This window comes from Methylophilus sp. 'Pure River' (genome assembly GCF_046765995.1).
Classification (GTDB): Bacteria; Pseudomonadota; Gammaproteobacteria; order Burkholderiales; family Methylophilaceae; genus Methylophilus.
Window position 1 is genome coordinate 37778 of sequence record NZ_JBKOUE010000005.1, and the last position, 17362, is coordinate 55139.

At 49.7% G+C, this 17362-nt stretch carries 20 protein-coding genes and 2 tRNA genes; 12 read left to right on the forward strand and 10 right to left on the reverse strand.

Going from position 1 to position 17362, the window contains the following annotated elements:
* The gene (queF, locus tag ACIDE9_RS06965; protein ID WP_019882272.1) at nt 1-447 is read left to right on the forward strand and encodes a preQ(1) synthase; all 447 of its coding nucleotides are present in this window, start codon (nt 1-3) and stop codon (nt 445-447) included.
* 172 nt (nt 448-619) lie between these two features.
* On the opposite strand, the gene ACIDE9_RS06970 is transcribed toward queF, so the two are convergent.
* The 3 genes from ACIDE9_RS06970 to ACIDE9_RS06980 all read right to left on the reverse strand — a co-directional run bounded on the left by ACIDE9_RS06970 (nt 620) and on the right by ACIDE9_RS06980 (nt 1569).
* Nucleotides 620-695, reverse strand: a tRNA-Glu gene (locus ACIDE9_RS06970).
* A gap of 88 nt (nt 696-783) precedes the next feature.
* Nucleotides 784-859, reverse strand: a tRNA-Ala gene (locus ACIDE9_RS06975).
* A 179-nt stretch (nt 860-1038) separates the two neighbouring features.
* On the reverse strand, nt 1039-1569 hold the full coding sequence (locus ACIDE9_RS06980; RefSeq protein WP_370583236.1) for a glutathione peroxidase: 531 nt from the start codon (nt 1567-1569) through the stop codon (nt 1039-1041).
* Nucleotides 1570-1790: 221 nt separating this feature from the next.
* On the opposite strand from ACIDE9_RS06980, the gene ACIDE9_RS06985 reads away from it, so the two are divergent.
* Nucleotides 1791-1964 carry a hypothetical protein gene (locus ACIDE9_RS06985; RefSeq protein ID WP_228519760.1) on the forward strand — a complete coding sequence of 58 codons (174 nt, stop codon included), beginning with the start codon at nt 1791-1793 and terminating at the stop codon, nt 1962-1964.
* A gap of 116 nt (nt 1965-2080) precedes the next feature.
* Complete coding sequence (queD, locus tag ACIDE9_RS06990) at nt 2081-2527, forward strand: 6-carboxytetrahydropterin synthase QueD (RefSeq protein WP_411993763.1); 447 nt, start codon at nt 2081-2083, stop codon at nt 2525-2527.
* A 36-nt stretch (nt 2528-2563) separates the two neighbouring features.
* Here the strand turns inward: queD and rfbD are convergent, their stop codons facing one another.
* From rfbD to ACIDE9_RS07025, 7 genes are all read right to left on the reverse strand, one after another.
* Nucleotides 2564-3472, reverse strand: coding sequence for a dTDP-4-dehydrorhamnose reductase (rfbD, locus tag ACIDE9_RS06995; RefSeq protein ID WP_411993765.1), 909 nt, complete (start codon nt 3470-3472; stop codon nt 2564-2566).
* 17 nt (nt 3473-3489) lie between these two features.
* Nucleotides 3490-4041: a dTDP-4-dehydrorhamnose 3,5-epimerase gene (rfbC, locus tag ACIDE9_RS07000; protein WP_411993767.1), complete on the reverse strand. Its 552-nt coding sequence runs from the start codon at nt 4039-4041 to the stop codon at nt 3490-3492.
* Nucleotides 4041-4922: a glucose-1-phosphate thymidylyltransferase RfbA gene (gene rfbA, locus ACIDE9_RS07005; RefSeq protein ID WP_411993769.1), complete on the reverse strand. Its 882-nt coding sequence runs from the start codon at nt 4920-4922 to the stop codon at nt 4041-4043. Before rfbA ends, rfbC begins: the two co-directional genes overlap by 1 nt.
* On the reverse strand, nt 4922-6007 hold the full coding sequence (rfbB, locus tag ACIDE9_RS07010; RefSeq protein ID WP_411993771.1) for a dTDP-glucose 4,6-dehydratase: 1086 nt from the start codon (nt 6005-6007) through the stop codon (nt 4922-4924). The genes rfbA and rfbB overlap by 1 nt, the downstream gene beginning before the upstream one ends.
* Nucleotides 6008-6106: 99 nt before the next feature.
* Nucleotides 6107-6787: a DNA polymerase III subunit epsilon gene (dnaQ, locus tag ACIDE9_RS07015; RefSeq protein ID WP_411993773.1), complete on the reverse strand. Its 681-nt coding sequence runs from the start codon at nt 6785-6787 to the stop codon at nt 6107-6109.
* A gap of 12 nt (nt 6788-6799) precedes the next feature.
* Nucleotides 6800-7225 carry a ribonuclease HI gene (gene rnhA, locus ACIDE9_RS07020; protein ID WP_411994045.1) on the reverse strand — a complete coding sequence of 142 codons (426 nt, stop codon included), beginning with the start codon at nt 7223-7225 and terminating at the stop codon, nt 6800-6802.
* The gene (locus ACIDE9_RS07025) at nt 7215-8009 is read right to left on the reverse strand and encodes a class I SAM-dependent methyltransferase (protein ID WP_411993775.1); all 795 of its coding nucleotides are present in this window, start codon (nt 8007-8009) and stop codon (nt 7215-7217) included. Before ACIDE9_RS07025 ends, rnhA begins: the two co-directional genes overlap by 11 nt.
* 101 nt (nt 8010-8110) lie before the next feature.
* On the opposite strand from ACIDE9_RS07025, the gene gloB reads away from it, so the two are divergent.
* From gloB to ACIDE9_RS07070, 9 genes are all read left to right on the forward strand, one after another.
* Nucleotides 8111-8890 carry a hydroxyacylglutathione hydrolase gene (gloB, locus tag ACIDE9_RS07030; protein ID WP_411993777.1) on the forward strand — a complete coding sequence of 260 codons (780 nt, stop codon included), beginning with the start codon at nt 8111-8113 and terminating at the stop codon, nt 8888-8890.
* Nucleotides 8891-8981: 91 nt separating this feature from the next.
* Nucleotides 8982-10649: a transglycosylase SLT domain-containing protein gene (locus ACIDE9_RS07035; RefSeq protein WP_411993778.1), complete on the forward strand. Its 1668-nt coding sequence runs from the start codon at nt 8982-8984 to the stop codon at nt 10647-10649.
* 110 nt (nt 10650-10759) lie between these two features.
* Complete coding sequence (locus ACIDE9_RS07040; RefSeq protein ID WP_411994046.1) at nt 10760-12379, forward strand: peptide-binding protein; 1620 nt, start codon at nt 10760-10762, stop codon at nt 12377-12379.
* Nucleotides 12380-12381: 2 nt separating this feature from the next.
* Complete coding sequence (locus ACIDE9_RS07045) at nt 12382-13407, forward strand: ABC transporter permease (protein ID WP_411993780.1); 1026 nt, start codon at nt 12382-12384, stop codon at nt 13405-13407.
* Between the two features lie 29 nt (nt 13408-13436).
* On the forward strand, nt 13437-14258 hold the full coding sequence (locus ACIDE9_RS07050; RefSeq protein WP_411993782.1) for an ABC transporter permease: 822 nt from the start codon (nt 13437-13439) through the stop codon (nt 14256-14258).
* A gap of 38 nt (nt 14259-14296) precedes the next feature.
* The gene (locus tag ACIDE9_RS07055; RefSeq protein ID WP_194753547.1) at nt 14297-15082 is read left to right on the forward strand and encodes an enoyl-ACP reductase; all 786 of its coding nucleotides are present in this window, start codon (nt 14297-14299) and stop codon (nt 15080-15082) included.
* 287 nt (nt 15083-15369) lie between these two features.
* Entirely contained in the window at nt 15370-15933 is a 564-nt protein-coding gene (locus ACIDE9_RS07060) for a hypothetical protein (RefSeq protein WP_411993784.1), read from the forward strand.
* A 15-nt stretch (nt 15934-15948) separates the two neighbouring features.
* A complete protein-coding gene (locus tag ACIDE9_RS07065) occupies nt 15949-16770 on the forward strand; it encodes a hypothetical protein (RefSeq protein ID WP_411993786.1) in 822 nt (273 codons plus the stop codon).
* Nucleotides 16771-16836: 66 nt separating this feature from the next.
* Nucleotides 16837-17301 (forward strand): hypothetical protein, encoded by a 465-nt coding sequence (locus tag ACIDE9_RS07070; protein WP_411993788.1) that lies wholly within the window; start codon nt 16837-16839, stop codon nt 17299-17301.
* Nucleotides 17302-17362: the final 61 nt, after the last annotated feature.

The window sequence follows — 17362 nt, forward strand, 5'->3', positions numbered from 1 at the left end:
ATGAACGAACATTTACTCGGTGGCAAGCCAACGGCCCAAGCAGCAAAGACGCTGGAGACTTTTGACAACCCAAATCCTAACCGCGATTTTCATATTCACATGGAAGTACCGGAATTCACCTGCCTGTGCCCGAAAACTGGCCAACCTGACTTCGCGGTGATTTACCTGGACTACATTCCTAACAAATTGTGCGTGGAATTAAAAAGCCTGAAGCTCTATATGTGGTCGTTCCGTGACGAAGGCTGCTTTCACGAAGCCGTGACCAACCAGATCCTGGATGACCTGGTCAGCGCCATTGATCCGAAGTTTATGCGTGTCACCGCCAAGTTTTATGTGCGGGGCGGCATCTTTACCAATGTCGTGGCAGAACATCGCGCCGCTGGTTGGCAGCCACAGCCCTATGTAGAGTTATCGCAATTTTCCGCACAAAGTAATATTCGCGGATAAGCAAACACAGAAAAAGAAATGACTAGCCCGGCCATGCCGGGTTTTTTATTGCAATGACAAACAGCAACGGTCATTGCATCTTGTAGATGATGGTCGACCTGAATGGTCTTTGATTTTCGTAAACAGAGTGATGTAAACGTGAATTTAATGCTAGAAATCACTGAGTGATTTTTGGCGTCCCCACGGGGATTCGAACCCCGGTCGCCTCCGTGAAAGGGAGGTGTCCTAGGCCTCTAGACGATGGGGACCTAAGAAATTTAACAACCCGTGCATTATACCAGTTTTTCAAATAATTGAAATATTTATTTTTAAAAAAATTCAATATTTTCAATCACTTGGTGGAGATAAGCGGGATCGAACCGCTGACCTCTTGCATGCCATGCAAGCGCTCTCCCAGCTGAGCTATACCCCCGAATCCCTGGTAATGCAGCTCTTTGTTTTGCAGTGCAATTCAAAGAAGGCGCCATATTAATGATGGCTAGAAGTCTTGTCAACGGCTTTCAACATAAATCTTTAAAAAAACTGTATATCGCTTTGTTTGGCGCGCTGATCTGCTGAAAAAATCAGCAAATCAGCCGGTGGTGACGAGCATTATTTAAGATAGGGCTTGATCTTGCTCATGATGTCTTCGCTCTCTGGCCGCGTCATGCTATTAAACGAATACACTTTTTGCCCGCCAGGCAGAATGACATATTTATAGAAATTCCATTGCGGTGCCTGCCCTGTTTGTTTGATTAACTGTTGATACAAAGAGTTTGCGCTACTGCCGGTGACGCTGGACTTTTCCACCATGGGGAATTTGACGGAATATGTCAACTTGCAAAAATCACCAATTTGCTTGTTATTGCCTGGCTCTTGCCTGAAGTCATTAGACGGGAAACCAATCACCACCAGGCCCTTGTCCTTGTATTGGTCATATAAAGACTCCAGCGCTTCAAACTGTGGCGTGAAGCCACACTTGCTGGCGGTATTCACAATCAGGATGGGCTTGTCCTGAAATTGACAAAAATCGACAGTTTGCCCCTGCAGGGTTTTAAATTGGTGTTGATATATTGGCAGGCATTCAGCCTGCGCCAATGAATAGCCTCCCAAGCCCAACAACATGAATATCACACCTCGCATTGCATCTCTCCTGTCATTTTTGTGTATGTTATGCCTTTACAGACAGCCAGTTAGCTTGATTGTTCTGTATGAATGGCGCATATTTTACTTTTTTTAATAGTTGCCGTTAATAAAATTGTAAGGAACAAAACTGATGATTGGCATAGTCTATGCTAATGCATTATTAAGAACAGTAAGGACTGACATGTTTGAGTAAATTAACGATGTACTGGGAGATCACCATGTTACAAAAAGCAACGCCTACCGACAAATTTAAAAAAATTGATCAAATGCTGGAAGATTTTGCCGGCGATGAAGTCGATGATTTCGAATCTAGCTACGGCAGCTATGAGAAGAGCCACAAGCACTACTCTGCTGACGAAGATGCTTTAATGAATATTGACGACCTGTATTAATCTGCCCGACAGTATGCATGCAGGCCATAGCGCCTGACAACGTCATCACGCACAGCATACATCAATTGGCTGCGCTGCAAGGTTACTGATATATCGTTGCCTGATATAATGCCGGGATGGAAATTACTACACGCTTGGAATTTGATGCCGGACATCGTATTCCTGATCATAAAAGTCAATGCCGCAATCTGCACGGCCACCGTTACGCCATAGAGATTACGCTCTCGGGTGACATCATTCACGCTGAGCATGCTTCAGAAAACGGGATGGTGATGGATTTTGCCGACGTGAAGCGCATTGCCCGCGAAACGATTGTTGACCGCTGGGACCATGCTTTCCTGGTCTTTCAGGGAGATGTCGCTGTGCTGGACTTCCTCAACAGCCTGCCCAATCATAAAACCATTATCTTCCCGACCATTCCAACGGCCGAAAACATGGCTGCAGAAGCCTTCAGGTTACTCAAAGCGCAATACAGGGACACTTTTGGCAACCATCTCAAGCTGGTGAAAGTCAGGCTCTACGAAACGCCCAATAGCTGGACGGATGCGTTTGACCAAGTTTAAGTAGGTTCAAACGAATTAATCATTAAAACAGGTTAATCAGACGGCTAACTCAGCCATCACCTGATTTAAGGCGACTGACCACTCAGGCAGAGTCACGCCAAACGTTTGCTCAAGTTTGGCTGTACAAAGCCTTGAGTTTTGCGGACGCTTGGCTGGCGTGGGATATTCAGCTGCCGCAATAGGCTGTACCTCGTTCACCACCAATGGTGGCCAACCACGTACACTTTCTAACGCGCGATACTGCGCCACGATTTCACTGGCAAAACCGAACCATGAGGTTTCACCACTATTCACCAGATGATACACACCACTTTGTGTCACATCTTCCTGATGCCAGCGCGTGACTAGTTCTGTCACAGCTTTGGCGATCGCCGTATCCGCAGTCGGTGCGCCGTACTGATCTGCCACAATACGCAAGTGTTCGCGCTCCTGAGCCAGGCGGATAATCGTTTTGAGGAAGTTTTTACCATAGCTGCCATACACCCAGCTAGTGCGTAGAATCAGGTGCGGCAACCCAACACGCCGAATCGCCTCTTCCCCAGCCAGCTTGCTGGCGCCATAGACGCTGAGCGGATTCACGGCATCGGTTTCGGTATAAAGGGCATCCTTTGCACCGTCATAAACATAATCAGTAGAAAAATGAATCAAGCCGGCATTGAGTGTTGCGGCTTCCTCAGCCAATACGCCAGGCGCTGTCGCATTAATGGCATAAGCCAGTTCACGCTCAGACTCCGCTTTATCTACCGCCGTGTAGGCCGCCGGGTGAATGATTAAATCTGGGGCGATTTCACGCACTGTTCGTCTGATATGCTCAGGCTGCGTTAAATCCAGTTGCTGGCGGTCACAGGCTACTATTTGCCACTCACTGGCTAGTTCTAAAGCCAATTGCTGCTGCAACGCGTGACCCACTTGACCGCTGACGCCGGTTAACAGAATTCTTTTCATGGCTGCATCAATGTTGGTCAAATAGCATCAAATTTAGGTGCATCTGCCCAGGATAAGCCTTGCTGATCCTTGGCTGACAGGCTAGGCGCCTGCGTCAATGGCCAGTCCACGCCGACCGTGGCATCATCCCATTTCAGGCAAGCCTCATGCTGCGGTGCATAATAGTCGGTGGTTTTATACAAAAAATCTGCCGTCTCAGACAACACGACAAAGCCATGCGCAAACCCGGCAGGCACCCAAAATTGACGGTGATTTTCTGCACTCAAATGAACACCTGCCCATTGGCCAAAGGTAGGTGAGTTGCTACGCATATCTACCGCCACGTCAAACACCTCCCCTTGCACCACACGTACCAGCTTACCTTGCGGTTGCTGAAGCTGGTAATGCAGACCGCGCAACACGCCTTTGCCAGAGCGTGAGTGGTTATCTTGCACAAACTGTACATCCATCCCGGTGCGGTCTTTAAAGGTGTTGGCGTTAAAGCTTTCGAGGAAAAAACCACGCGCATCGCCAAAGACTTTAGGCTCCAGAATCAACACCTCTGGAATCTTTGTTGCAATCACTTGCATTAAAACACCTGCTCTTTGAGAATTTGTTTCAGATATTGCCCATAGCCGTTTTTGGCGTATTTATCGGCCAATTTGTCCAGTTGCTCAGCCGTGATAAATCCCTGGCGGTAAGCAATCTCTTCCAGACAGGAGATTTTCAAACCCTGGCGTTTTTCTATGGTCTGGATAAAACCACTGGCTTCCAGCAAAGACTCATGCGTGCCAGTATCCAGCCAGGCCATACCACGCCCCATGACCTCCACATTGAGGTCACCCCAAGCCAGGTACTGTTTATTCACATCGGTAATTTCCAGTTCGCCACGCGGTGAAGGCTTGAGGTTTTTGGCAATATCGACCACACGCTGGTCGTAAAAATAGAGGCCGGTGACGGCATAACGCGATTTAGGCTGTGTCGGTTTTTCTTCCAGGCTAATCGCCGTTCCTTGTGCATCAAACTCCACTACGCCGTAACGCTCGGGATCATTCACCGGGTAAGCAAACACAGTGGCGCCCTGCTCACGCTGACCGGCGGCCATGGCCATTTCACCTAGTTCGTGGCCATAAAAAATGTTATCGCCCAGTACCAGTGCGCTGGTATCGCTGCCAATAAAAGACTCACCGAGGATAAACGCCTGCGCCAGCCCATCTGGCGACGGTTGCACTTGGTATTCAATACGCATGCCCCACTGGCTGCCATCCCCCAATAACTCTTTAAAACGCGGTGTATCCATGGGCGTGGAAATAATCAGCACTTCGCGTATCCCTGCCAGCATTAATGCTGACAAGGGATAGTAAATCATGGGTTTGTCGTAGACCGGCAACAATTGCTTGGAAACCACTTGGGTTACCGGATACAAGCGTGTGCCAGAGCCACCTGCCAATACAATGCCTTTTCTTGCCATTATGCGAGCTCCTCTCCACGTTCGTGGTAATTCTTGTTGAGCCAATGCTGATATTCCCCGCTGGTGACACGTGCCACCCACTCATGATGCTCCAGATACCAGCGCACGGTTTTACGGATGCCGGTTTCAAAGGTTTCTTGCGGCTTCCAGCCAAGTTCCTGCTCAATTTTGCTGGCATCAATCGCGTAGCGCGCATCATGGCCTGGGCGGTCTTTGACAAACGTCATCTGGTCACGGTAACTGCCTTGCGCTTTAGGCCGTTCCTGGTCGAGGATGTCACACAAAGTATGCACCACGTCCAGGTTGGTTTTTTCATTCCAGCCGCCGATATTGTAAGTTTCGCCTGGCGTGCCTTTGGCCAGCACTTCGCGAATGGCACTGCAATGGTCCTCTACATACAGCCAGTCGCGGATATTGCTGCCGTTACCATAAATAGGTAATGGTTTGCCAGACAAGGCATTATGTATCACCAGCGGAATCAGTTTTTCCGGAAAATGATATGGACCGTAATTGTTGGAACAGTTGGTGGTCAATGTTGGCAAGCCATAGGTATGGTGATAGGCGCGGACCAGATGGTCAGACGCTGCCTTGGAGGCCGAATACGGACTATTTGGCTGATAAGTATTGGTCTCTTTAAACGCCGGGTCATTCGGCCCCAGTGAACCGTATACTTCGTCGGTAGAAACATGCAGAAAGCGGAACTGCGCTTGCTCGTCTACCGGTAAGGCTTGCCAATATGCGCGTACTTCTTCCAGCAAATTAAAAGTACCCACGACATTGGTTTGAATAAAGGCATCAGGCCCATGGATAGAACGGTCGACGTGACTCTCAGCCGCGAAATTGAGTACCGCACGCGGCCGATGCGTTTCCAGCAATGCTTTAACCGCCACACGATCACCAATATCCGCATGCACAAAAATATGGTGCGGATTTTGGCTGATGCCGGCCAGGTTTTCCATGTTGCCGGCATAGGTCAACTTATCCAGATTGATCACTGTCCCCAACTTGTGTCTGACCCAAGCATTGACAAAGTTGCTGCCAATAAAACCGGCGCCGCCGGTAACTACGATTGTTTCTGTAAGCATAAAAGACCTAAATCCAGAATAGTTTTACTAATTGATACATGCCTCATACTAGCGCACAGCCTGTGATCTCAAATGCCCGATAAGCACCTTAATCATGCACTACCAGGCAGTCGCACCTGCCTTGGCAAGGCCAGTGATGTATTGTTGATGTGCGTCCAATTCTTCTTCATCTGCAGTGACCAGCTTTAATGCAGAAAAGTCTACGGCCAGATTCGCATGTGTCGCTTGCTCTACCGGGCTCGATAACTCCATCAGCAGGCTCTCTTGGCCGCGCGTCATGGCGATATACACTTCAGCCAGCAACTCCGCATCCAGCAAGGCGCCGTGCAAGGTACGCTGCGAGTTATCAATGCCAAAGTGTCGGCACAAGGCATCCAGGTTGTTACGTTGACCAGGCCGCATTTCCTTGGCCATTTTCAAGGTATCGATAATGCCGCTGACATAGGTTTCCAGCTTGTCCTGGCCCAGCTTGGCGAGTTCCATATTCAAAAAGCCGATATCAAACGGCGCATTATGGATAATTAACTCGGCACCACGGATAAACGCGACAAACTCTTCGGCAATGCTGGCAAACAAAGGTTTATCTTGCAAAAACTCCAGCGAAATACCATGCACCTCTTGCGCGCCAGGGTCGATCTCGCGCTCGGGGTTAATGTAAATGTGGAAATGGCGCTGGGTGGGCCGGCGGTTAAATATTTCTACTGCGGCAATTTCAATAATACGATGCCCTTGGTCCGGGTATAAACCGGTGGTTTCCGTATCGAGAAAAATCTGTCTCATGCAATCCCCCTGTTAACCCGCTGCAACCGTCAGCACGCCCTGATTAGCCAGTGCATCCGCGCGCTCATTGCCTTCATTACCGGCATGGCCTTTTACCCAGATCCATTCGATCTGGTGCGTGACCGCCAGTGCATCCAGTATTTGCCATAAGTCGGCATTTTTAACTGGTTTTTTATCCGCCGTACGCCACTGTTTCTTTTTCCAGCCTGCCAGCCACTCTGTCATGCCTTTTTGCACATAACTGGAGTCGGTATACACCTTCACCTGTGAAGGCTTTTTCAATGCTTGCAGCCCTTGAATCACCGCCGTCATCTCCATGCGGTTATTGGTGGTCAGTGCTTCACCGCCAAACAGTGATTTTTCGTGTTCACCCGCTTTGAGCCAAACGCCCCAGCCCCCGACGCCAGGGTTGCCTTTGCAGGCACCATCAGCGTACATTTCTATCCATTGTTGTGTCGACATCCGCGCATTCTAACTGTTTTTGCACTTGTTTTTGTATGCTGGACTGGCCTTTTCGCACCTGCAAAGCATGGTTGAGCGGTGATTTCTTCCAGTCAGGTTTGAGCAAACGCACATTCAACACCCGTTTTTTGGCAATTAGAAAATACACGCCACCAGTCATGCCACAGGTGTGCCGCCCCCAACGCTCAAGGCAAGATTGCCGCGCCAGCCACAATGGGTCATTCACTGGTAAGGCATGCACCAAGCTACCGCTATGCACCACTTCAAAGCCAAGCACACTTAGCCAATCACGTATACGCCAGGCGGTAAACAGGCGCTCAAAGTGCCCGGCTTGCTTAAATTGGCCCACGCGGGCGCGCAACCCCAGGCAACTGACTGGCGTGATGCCTGTAAGCACCACCGTGCCCTCAGGCACCAACACGCGAAATACCTCGCGCAGCGTTTGCTGCGGGTCAGCACACTGCTCAAGCACATGCGGCATGCATACCAAGTCAACCGACTGTTCGGCAAACGGCAAAAACTCGCTTTCACACAATAGCGCAGCCTTTGGTGTCGCCGAGAGCTGTAAGGAGTGTTTATAAGGGATGCGGCAATGCTCAAGTAAATCGTGCGTCGGCCAGCCTATCTGCAAGGCATGGAAACCAAACACATCTGCCACCGTTTGTGCATACAACGGGATCTCGCGCTGGGCGATATAGCGGCCCAACGCCATGGCATCAAAAGCAGTTTCATTTAAGCTGGCTGGCTGGCTGGATTGCAAGATGAAGCTCCCAAAAATGCCAGAAATAACACAAAGTGTAAAACAGGCGGCTAAACACGATTGTGCCTTGACAATCATGACCATTTTTTCAATGATGCGGGATGCACGACACTTCTGCAAGCATAGAGATCACCGCACTGCCCGCTTTTAGCGATAATTATTTATGGCTGATTCACCGCGGCCAATATGCACTGGTGGTTGACCCTGGTGATGCCGAGGTCGTTGAGCAGGCGTTGCAGGCGCGCCAGTTACAGTTGGATGGCATCCTGCTCACCCATCACCATGCTGACCATGTCGGCGGAGCCGCAGCGCTACAGCAGCACTGGCGATGTACCGTCTACGCCCCCGAGAGTGACCACCCAGCTTATCAGGCTTTACAGGCCACACGTGTCAAACAAGGGGATCGCCTGACATTTAAACACTTTGGTGCACTCAGTTGCGACGTACTGGCCCTGCCCGGACACACACTGGACCATATTGCCTATTACCTCAATCATCAGCACCTGTTTAGCGGCGATGTATTGTTTGGCGCAGGCTGTGGCCGCTTGTTTGAAGGCAAGCCATCGCAAATGTATGCTTCATTGCAACGGATCGCAGCGCTGCCTGCAAACACGCTGATCTACCCTGCACATGAATACACCGCGCACAATATTGCTTTTGCGCAAACAGTAGACGCCGACAATGCAGACTTGCAGCAACGCGCACGCAATACCGCACACTTGCGCGCGCAGAATCTGCCTACCTTGCCCACAACACTGGCGCTAGAGTTAGCCACCAACCCGTTTTTGCGCTGCGAGGCCTTGTCACAACAAGACGCCTTTCAGCACTGGTCAGCGATTGATGTGTTTACCGAGCTGCGCGCACGGCGCAACCACTTCTAATGCCAACGCTGATAGCAATCGCCTGTGTAGACATAAAAACTTGTCTCACTGAAAAATTAACGTAGAATGATGTCCTCCTTAAAGCGCTTGTATGCGTTACGCCAATCACGTGCTGGTTGGCATGGCCCTAACGGCCACCCGGGTTTATCAATGCATGTGCAAGTTTTTCTCAGGATTACCTTGTGCAACAGTCTCAGGATTAAGTATTACCGTCATGCGTTTTAAAAAATTACTGCTATGTGCCGCCCTTTCAGCTTTTCCATTACTGGTATCGGCTGAATATGTAGAGCCAGCCAGCATGTCGGACGACAACGGCAGTTATGATGAAAGTTATGGCGGCCCGGAATCAGAAAATTACAACTCCAGTTACCAGTTTGAAGACTCGTTAACGCTGCAAGACAGCCTGTGGGATCGCGTCCGTGACGGCTTTAACATGCCGGACATTGACTCTACCTACACCAACAAGCACGAACAATGGTACGCCTCACGCCCTGACTACGTGTCACGCATGCTGGAGCGCAGCAAAAAGTACCTTTACCACATTGTGGTTGAAGTTGAAAAAAGAGGCATGCCGACCGAAATTGCGCTGTTGCCCATGATTGAAAGTGGCTTTAACCCGAAGGCGCTTTCAACCAGCAAAGCCTCTGGCATCTGGCAATTTATCCCCTCTACCGGCAAAGACTTTGGCCTCAAACAAAACTACTGGAAAGACTCGCGTAAAGATGTCACCGCGGCGACGCAGGCTGCGCTTAACTACCTGCAAAAACTCTACACCATGTTTGGCGCCTGGGACCTGGCGCTGGCTGCTTACAATGCTGGCGAAGGCACCGTGGCACGTGCGATTGAACGTAACCTCCAGTTAGGCTTGCCAACCGACTACCAGCATTTGTCTTTGCCTGACGAAACACGTAATTACGTACCAAAATTGCAGGCGATTAAAAATATTATTTTCCGCCCGGAAAACTATGGGTTAACGCTCAACGAGATTCCTAACAAACCCTATTTCACCACGGTACAAGCGCCCAACAAAATTGACGCCAAGCTAGCGGCTGAGCTGGCAGGGATTTCCCTGGAAGAGTTTAACGCGCTGAACCCCAGCTTTACGCGCCCGGTGCTGATTACTGAAAATAGCTATCAAAAACTGTTGCTGCCTACCTGGGCCGCCAGTAACTTCACCAATAACCTCAGTGCTTATAACCGCCCATTATCTAACTGGCATAGCTACCAACCCAAACGTGGCGAGCGCCTGGGCGCCATTGCCAGCCAGTTTGGTATCAGCATTTATGAGCTGAGCGCCACCAACAACCTCAAGCCTAACCGCAACCTGATTGTGCGCAGGCCTCTATTAGTGCCTGCCAGTGTGCAATCTGGCCTGACGCGCCCCATTGATGTCGCCGCCATGGCGCAACTGCCGATTGAAATGCCGGTCGAAAAAGAATCCTCCGCCAAATCAGTCTCTATCTCGCATAAGGTGAAACAAGGTGATACATTGGCAAAACTGGCTAAGCGTTATGGCGTTAGCAGCAAACAAATCATGCAGCAAAACCACCTGAAGTCCAAAAACCTGGCCGTTGGCCAGGTATTGCAGTTGGAAAAACAGGAAAGCAGCACAAGCAGTGCCAGCCAGTCACATGGCTCAAAAACCAGCGCGAGAGTGAGCCATAAGAAAACAACGACTACCAGCAAAACGCGTAGTAGCGGGCAATCCCCTACGCACAAAAAAACCACGACAACACATAGTAAAAAAACCAAACACTGACACGGCGAGCCACCATGATGAAACGACGCATGACGAATCGACGATTGACCGGGATGCACCACACTTGCACCAAGCAATATGCGTCCATTGGTCAACAACTCGTTATCGGCATGCTATGCAGCACGTTACTGGCTTGCAGTGTAGATAGCCCAGACCAGAATACGGCAGCGTTAAACCAGCCATATCCCGCACAAACGGGCGGCACGCTGATCAGTGCCATGCTCTCAGACCCCAGCAGTATGATAGGCATGGTGGCGGGTGAGTCGGTCTCATTGGCCATCGGTGCTTATCTGTTTAACTCGTTGCTGACATTCAATCAGGACCTTGATCTTGCTGGTGAACTGGCGGAATCATGGCAGGTTGCAGATGATAAAAAAACCATTACGTTTAAACTCAAGCCAGGCTTGCAATGGGCAGACGGCAAGCCACTCACCAGCGCCGATGTGTTATTTACCTGGCAACTGATCATTGACGAAAAAACGCATAGCCCGTATGCATCAGACTATCAACTGGTGACCAAGGCAGAAGCGCCTGATGCCCGGACATTTATCGTGCACTATGCCCAACCCTTTGCGCCTGCGCTCGAAAGCTGGGCACACTTGCAAGTGCTGCCAAAACACAAGCTGGCCGGGCAAGATATTCATACCACCAGTTTTGCGCAAAAACCGCTAGGCAGCCACTACTACCAGTTAAAAGAATGGCGGCATGGTGAATATTTAAAATTGGAAAGAAATCCAAAATCAGTCTTGGGCCCAGCCAATATCGATAACGTGGTTGAGCGGATTATCCCAGACCCGGCCGCGCAGTTTCTGGAGCTGATGGCCGACAACATTGACAGCATGACGCTGGACCCGATTACCTATGCACGCATTATCCCGTCGCGCCCGGCGCTACAAGCCAAGCTTAACCAGTACAAAGAGCTCGGTAATAGTTACACCTACCTTGGCTTTAACCTCAAGCGCAAACCGTTTGACGATGTGCGTGTACGTAAAGCAATTAATTACGCCATAGACAAACAAGAGATTATCGACGGCGTATACCTCGGCTTGGGCATTGCCATTGCCTCGCCCTACAAACCAGGGACGCGCTGGAGCAATCCCAACTTGACGCCATACCCGTTTGACCCGACCAAAGCCAAACAATTGCTGGCTGAGGCAGGCTATGTGGACAGCAATGGCGATGGCATTGTGGAGCGCGACGGCAAAAAACTATCGTTTGAAGTACTGACTAACCTGGGTAATAAACAACGTGAAAAAACGGCGGTGATTATTCAGCGCCGATTGAAAGAAGTGGGCATTGAAACGCGTATCCGTACCCTGGAATGGGCCAGCCTGCTCACCAATTTTATTAAACCAGGCGACTTTGATGCCGTCGTCATGGGCTGGGGCTTGAGCCTGGACCCTGACCAATACTCCATCTGGCACTCCAGCCAGCAAGGCCCGGGCCAGTTTAACTTTATTGGCTACAATAATCCGGCCGTCGATAAATTGCTGGAACAAGGCCGCATGGAGTTTGACCCGGAAAAGCGCATGCAGATCTACCACGGCTTTGCCAAGGTGTTATATGAGGATAGTCCGCTGGTGTATCTGTCTGCCGGCTACGGCCTGACGGCGATTCATAAGCGTGTTCAAGGCATTATGAACCCGGTGCCTCCTGCCGGTGTGGGGTATGATTCACATAAATGGTATCTTCCTGAGCCCCTCAGACGCACGCAAATACAGGCAGAATAAGCATGCTCAATTACCTGATCAGACGCATAGTGTGGATGATTCCGATGTTGATCGGCATCAGTCTGATTTCTTTCTTCATCATGCACCTGGCGCCGGGGGATATCACCAGCACCGAGGCCGCATTTGACCCCAAGTCATCTGAAGAATCTCGTCAAAAGCTGCGCGAGCTCTATCATTTAGACAAACCCGTGATTGTGCAATATGGCCTCTGGCTGGAGCGCATGGTGCATCTGGACTTTGGCCACTCATTTGCCAGCCACCAAAAACCGGTGTTTTGGGCAGAAACCGATAAAGACGGCAACACCACCCCTGGCATGATCCAGGAGGCGCTACCGATTACGCTGCTGATGAATTTGGTCGGCTTGTTTCTGACCCTGACGCTGGCTGTGCCCTTAGGCGTCATCGCGGCCAAAAAATATGGCCGCTGGCCAGACCGCAGCATTACCCTGTTTAACTTTATCGGCTTTTCTATCCCGGGTTTCTGGCTATCGTTATTGCTGATGTACTGGCTGGGCGTCATTCACCCCTGGTTCCCGATTTCTGGCCTGCATAGCCTTAATTATGCGCAACTGGATGCTTGGCAAAAATGCCAGGATCTCTTCATGCATTTGTTCCTGCCAGTGGTGATTCCAGCAATCACAGGCCTGGCCGGAATCACCATGTTTGTCAAAAATGGCATGCTGGATGTCCTCAGCCAGGACTTTGTGACCACAGCACGTGCCAAAGGCCTCAGTGACCGCACCGTCACTTATCGCCATGCCTTGCGCAACGCCCTACTGCCACTCATTACGCTAGTCGGCTTATCTCTCCCCGGCCTGATTGGCGGTTCAGTGATCGCCGAAACCATTTTTGCCATCCCCGGCATGGGCAAACTGTTTTACGACGCCGTCATGATGCGCGATTTTCCGGTGATCATGGGCATACTCACCATCGGCTCAGCACTCACACTCATGGGCAACCTGCTGGCAGACTTAGCCTACGCCTGGGCAGACCCGCGCCTGCGCAGAGGCGTGATGCCACAACGCTAGGCAAACAATACGCGAGGGCAAAAAAGACTATGCAAAGAATCCTGCAAAATCCTATGGCCATCACCGGGCTCTGCTTCATTGGCATCATTTTACTGCTGGCGCTGCTCGCACCGTGGATTGCACCCTATGACCCAGATGCCGTGCAAGTCAAACAAATCCTGATTGGCCCTTCTGCAGAGCACTGGATGGGCACCGATGGCCTGGGCCGGGATGTCTGGAGCCGCATGCTGTTTGGCGGCCGCGTATCCTTGCTGGTCGGCTTAGTTGCCGTGGGTATTTCAACCGTGATTGGCGTCATTCTCGGCGCCCTGGCTGGCTACTACCGCGGCTGGGTAGATACCGTCATCATGCGTCTGGTCGACATCATGCTGTCTATCCCCAGCTTTTTCCTGATTCTGGCCGTGATTGCCTTTTTAAGCCCATCTATCACCAATGTCATGATCGTCATTGGCCTCACCTCATGGATGAGCGTCACACGCCTGGTCAGAGCCGAATTCTTAAGCCTGACCCAACGTGAGTTTGTCGCAGCCTCTACCGCACTGGGCGCACAAGACTGGCGCGTGATTTTTAAACACTGCCTGCCTAATAGCCTCACCCCCGTATTAGTCAGCGTCGTGCTGGGTATCGCCAGTGCCGTGCTGCTCGAATCCGGCCTGAGCTTTCTGGGTCTCGGTGTGCAACCGCCACAAGCCTCCTGGGGCAACATTCTCACCGACGGCAAAGAGTATATCCAGTTTGCCTGGTGGCTCTCGCTCTACCCCGGACTTGCCATATTAATTACCGTGTTAGGGTATAATCTGCTCGGCGAAGGTTTGCGTGATGTGTTTGACCCGCGTTCTCACACCCGCTAACCCAATTAACTGAACCAAATTACCAAACAGGAACAAGCATGGCATTTCTTGCTGGAAAAAAAATTCTGATTGCCGGTTTGCTGAGCAACCGTTCAATCGCTTATGGCATTGCAGCTGCAATGAAGCGTGAAGGCGCTGAGCTGGCCTTTACCTATCAGGTCGACAAACACGAAAAGCGTGTGCGCGACCTGGCTGCTGACTTCGACTCTAACATCGTCTTACCCTGTGACGTGGCTGAAGATGCGCAAATCGACAACCTATTCGTAGAGCTGGCCAAAGTCTGGGATGGCCTCGATGGCTTGATACACTCTATCGCGTTCGTGCCTAAAGTCGCCCTGGATGGTGACTATCTGGACAATATCAGCCGCGAATACTTTCATATAGCGCACGATATCAGCTCCTACAGCTTCTCTGCCATGGCTAAAGCAGCCTACCCAATGATGCAAGGCCGCAACGGCAGCCTGCTCACACTGAGCTACCTGGGCGCAGAGCGCACCATGCCTAACTACAACGTCATGGGCGTAGCCAAAGCCAGCCTGGAGGCCAACGTGCGCTACCTGGCCCAAAGCCTGGGCCCACGTGGCATCCGCGTCAATGCAGTGTCTGCTGGCCCGATCAAAACGCTGGCCGCCTCAGGCATTGCCGACTTCGATAAAATGATCGGCTTTAACGAGAAACACGCCGCGCTGCGCCGCAACGTCACCATTGAAGAGGTGGGTAACGTTGCCGCTTTCTTGTCTAGTGACCTGGCTTCTGGCGTGACTGGTGAAATCACCTACGTGGATGGTGGTATGAATATCACTGCCGCAGGTCAAATCGATTAAAGCTGGCCATTCCTAAAACAAAACGCCTGCGCTGTGAAAAGCCAGGCGTTTTTTATAGCCTATCTAACAACAATACGATAAATTAAATGGAGATTACTCATAGCAATAAAAAATATATGCAAAATATAGGTGTACTAATTTTTAAAATCCATTTAATAATGGTGCACGAAATATAATTAACACCTTGAATTTAAATATATAGTTAATTTTCAAATAACTATACACACCGAATTGACTAAACTATAAAGTCAATTTTAGAAGTCTCATTTACGTTGGGCAATCATACCATGCATACCATTAAGGCAATTGAAACTCGTTATAACGGTTATCGCTTTAGGTCTCGTCTTGAGGCACGCTGGGCTGTCTTTTTTGGGCATGCTCAAATAAAATATGAATATGAACTGGAGGGGTTTGCCTTACCTTCTGGAGCCGCATACTTACCTGACTTTTACCTACCAGACTTTAATCTATATGTTGAAATCAAGCCGAGCGAGCGAATAAAACTACAAGAATTGAGAAAAATATTTGAATTCTCATTAGTCGGGGATAACCATCTGCTACTAATTGTTGGCACACCCACCCAAGAAAATATGTTTCTGATTAACAGAAGACATACGATAATCTTGGAAGAGTTTGAAGGTGAAGTGGGTGATTCGGGGGCAGAAGAAGATGTGGTTGCACTTGTTTTCAATCAATTGCGCAAAGCAGCCTTGGTAGTTTTTGGCAACACCCCATTAAATAAGAATGATGAATGGGTGCTGATTTACCGCGAAGCGCCAGGGTATCCTTTAATAAATAGTGCGTTAGCGAGCGCAAAAGAAGCGCAGTTTGAGCATGGGGAATCTGCTTAATAATGGTGGTAATGCATGACACAGCAAATGATTAGCTTCGTTCTCGGTCTGGAATGGAAAGACTGGCTTACGATTGGCGGCTTTATCTTCGGGATTGTCACTTTGATTGCTTATATCGAGCAGCGACGATCAGCCAAAGGAACAGCAGCACTGACAAAATGGGCAGAGCTAAATCTCGATAAAACAATTTCTGAACAAGAAATCAAGAGGTTGCTAGCTCAGAAATCGGAGATGGAAGAGCAAATTACGAAGAACATCCCATCGCTAGCGCGTGTAGCGGTAATAAAAGAGCAAGCTGAACTTCATCGTCAAGCTCTTGCTCAGCACTTTTCTACATGGCAGAAACTAACTGCTGAGTTGGAGTCTTCTGTGCCAGTTCCAGGATTAGATCCTAAAATTCAAAATGTGATCCTTGACCAAATTATCCCCCGCTTCCAACAAGAGCAGGAAATAAACAAGTTGCGTTCGCGCATTACAGTTCTCAGCGTGAGTATCGCTGCTGCATCTGCTGTACTCCCATTTGGCCTTGGAAGCATGTTAGCTATAATGTTTGCTCCAGCATTGATTTCCGCAGCTATCCGCCTGCATGCACTAACCGAAGATTCAGCAAATTCATTTAAGTCTCTGCGCCCGTTCGTTCATCTAGCTTACGTGGTCGCTACCCTTGTTATGGGAGGATTTGGAGTGGTACTCCTTAACGTAGATAATCTGACGATGGTTGGAATCTACATAGCATGGGCGCTTTGTGGGCTCGCTATACTACTTGCCATGTCATATCCATTGATTCGAAAGAAACTTGACCGCTGGTTAGCACTACTTGTCGATGCAACTACATAATCCTGTCAGAGCCTAGCGCTGCACACCAAAGCGGCCCCTTACCTCCAACGTTAAGCATTCAAAATCATGAGCAACCCGAGCGAAGCGGATATCCATAGCGCCCTCAACGTGGCATTGGACTCTCTATTCACTCATGACAAGCATCTCCTATCCGCCGATACAAATGAACGTAGCCTAAGTCATATGTTAGCGGTTCACCTTTTATCTCAATTTCCAAACTATCAAGTTGACTGCGAGTACAACCGAGACGGTTTCGATGTAAAGAAACTGATGCTAGCTGAACGACCAGCAAAATATGATGAGGTCGAGGCCGTGACTATTTTTCCAGACATCATCGTTCACAAGCGCGGCGAAAACACCCAGAACATTCTAGTTATTGAAATGAAGAAGGCGTCTTCAATAATCAATCACCACTACAACATTCAGAAGCTGAAGGCATTTAAGAGCGAGTTGAAGTACTTATTTGCAGCGCATGTAGTTATTGGGTACACGAGAACTGGTATTTTAATCCGAGACGTCAAATGGCAATAATGGCTAATCCATCAGTCAAGTGCGACTGTGACAAAGCGCACACTTCCTTACTTTAAGTGTG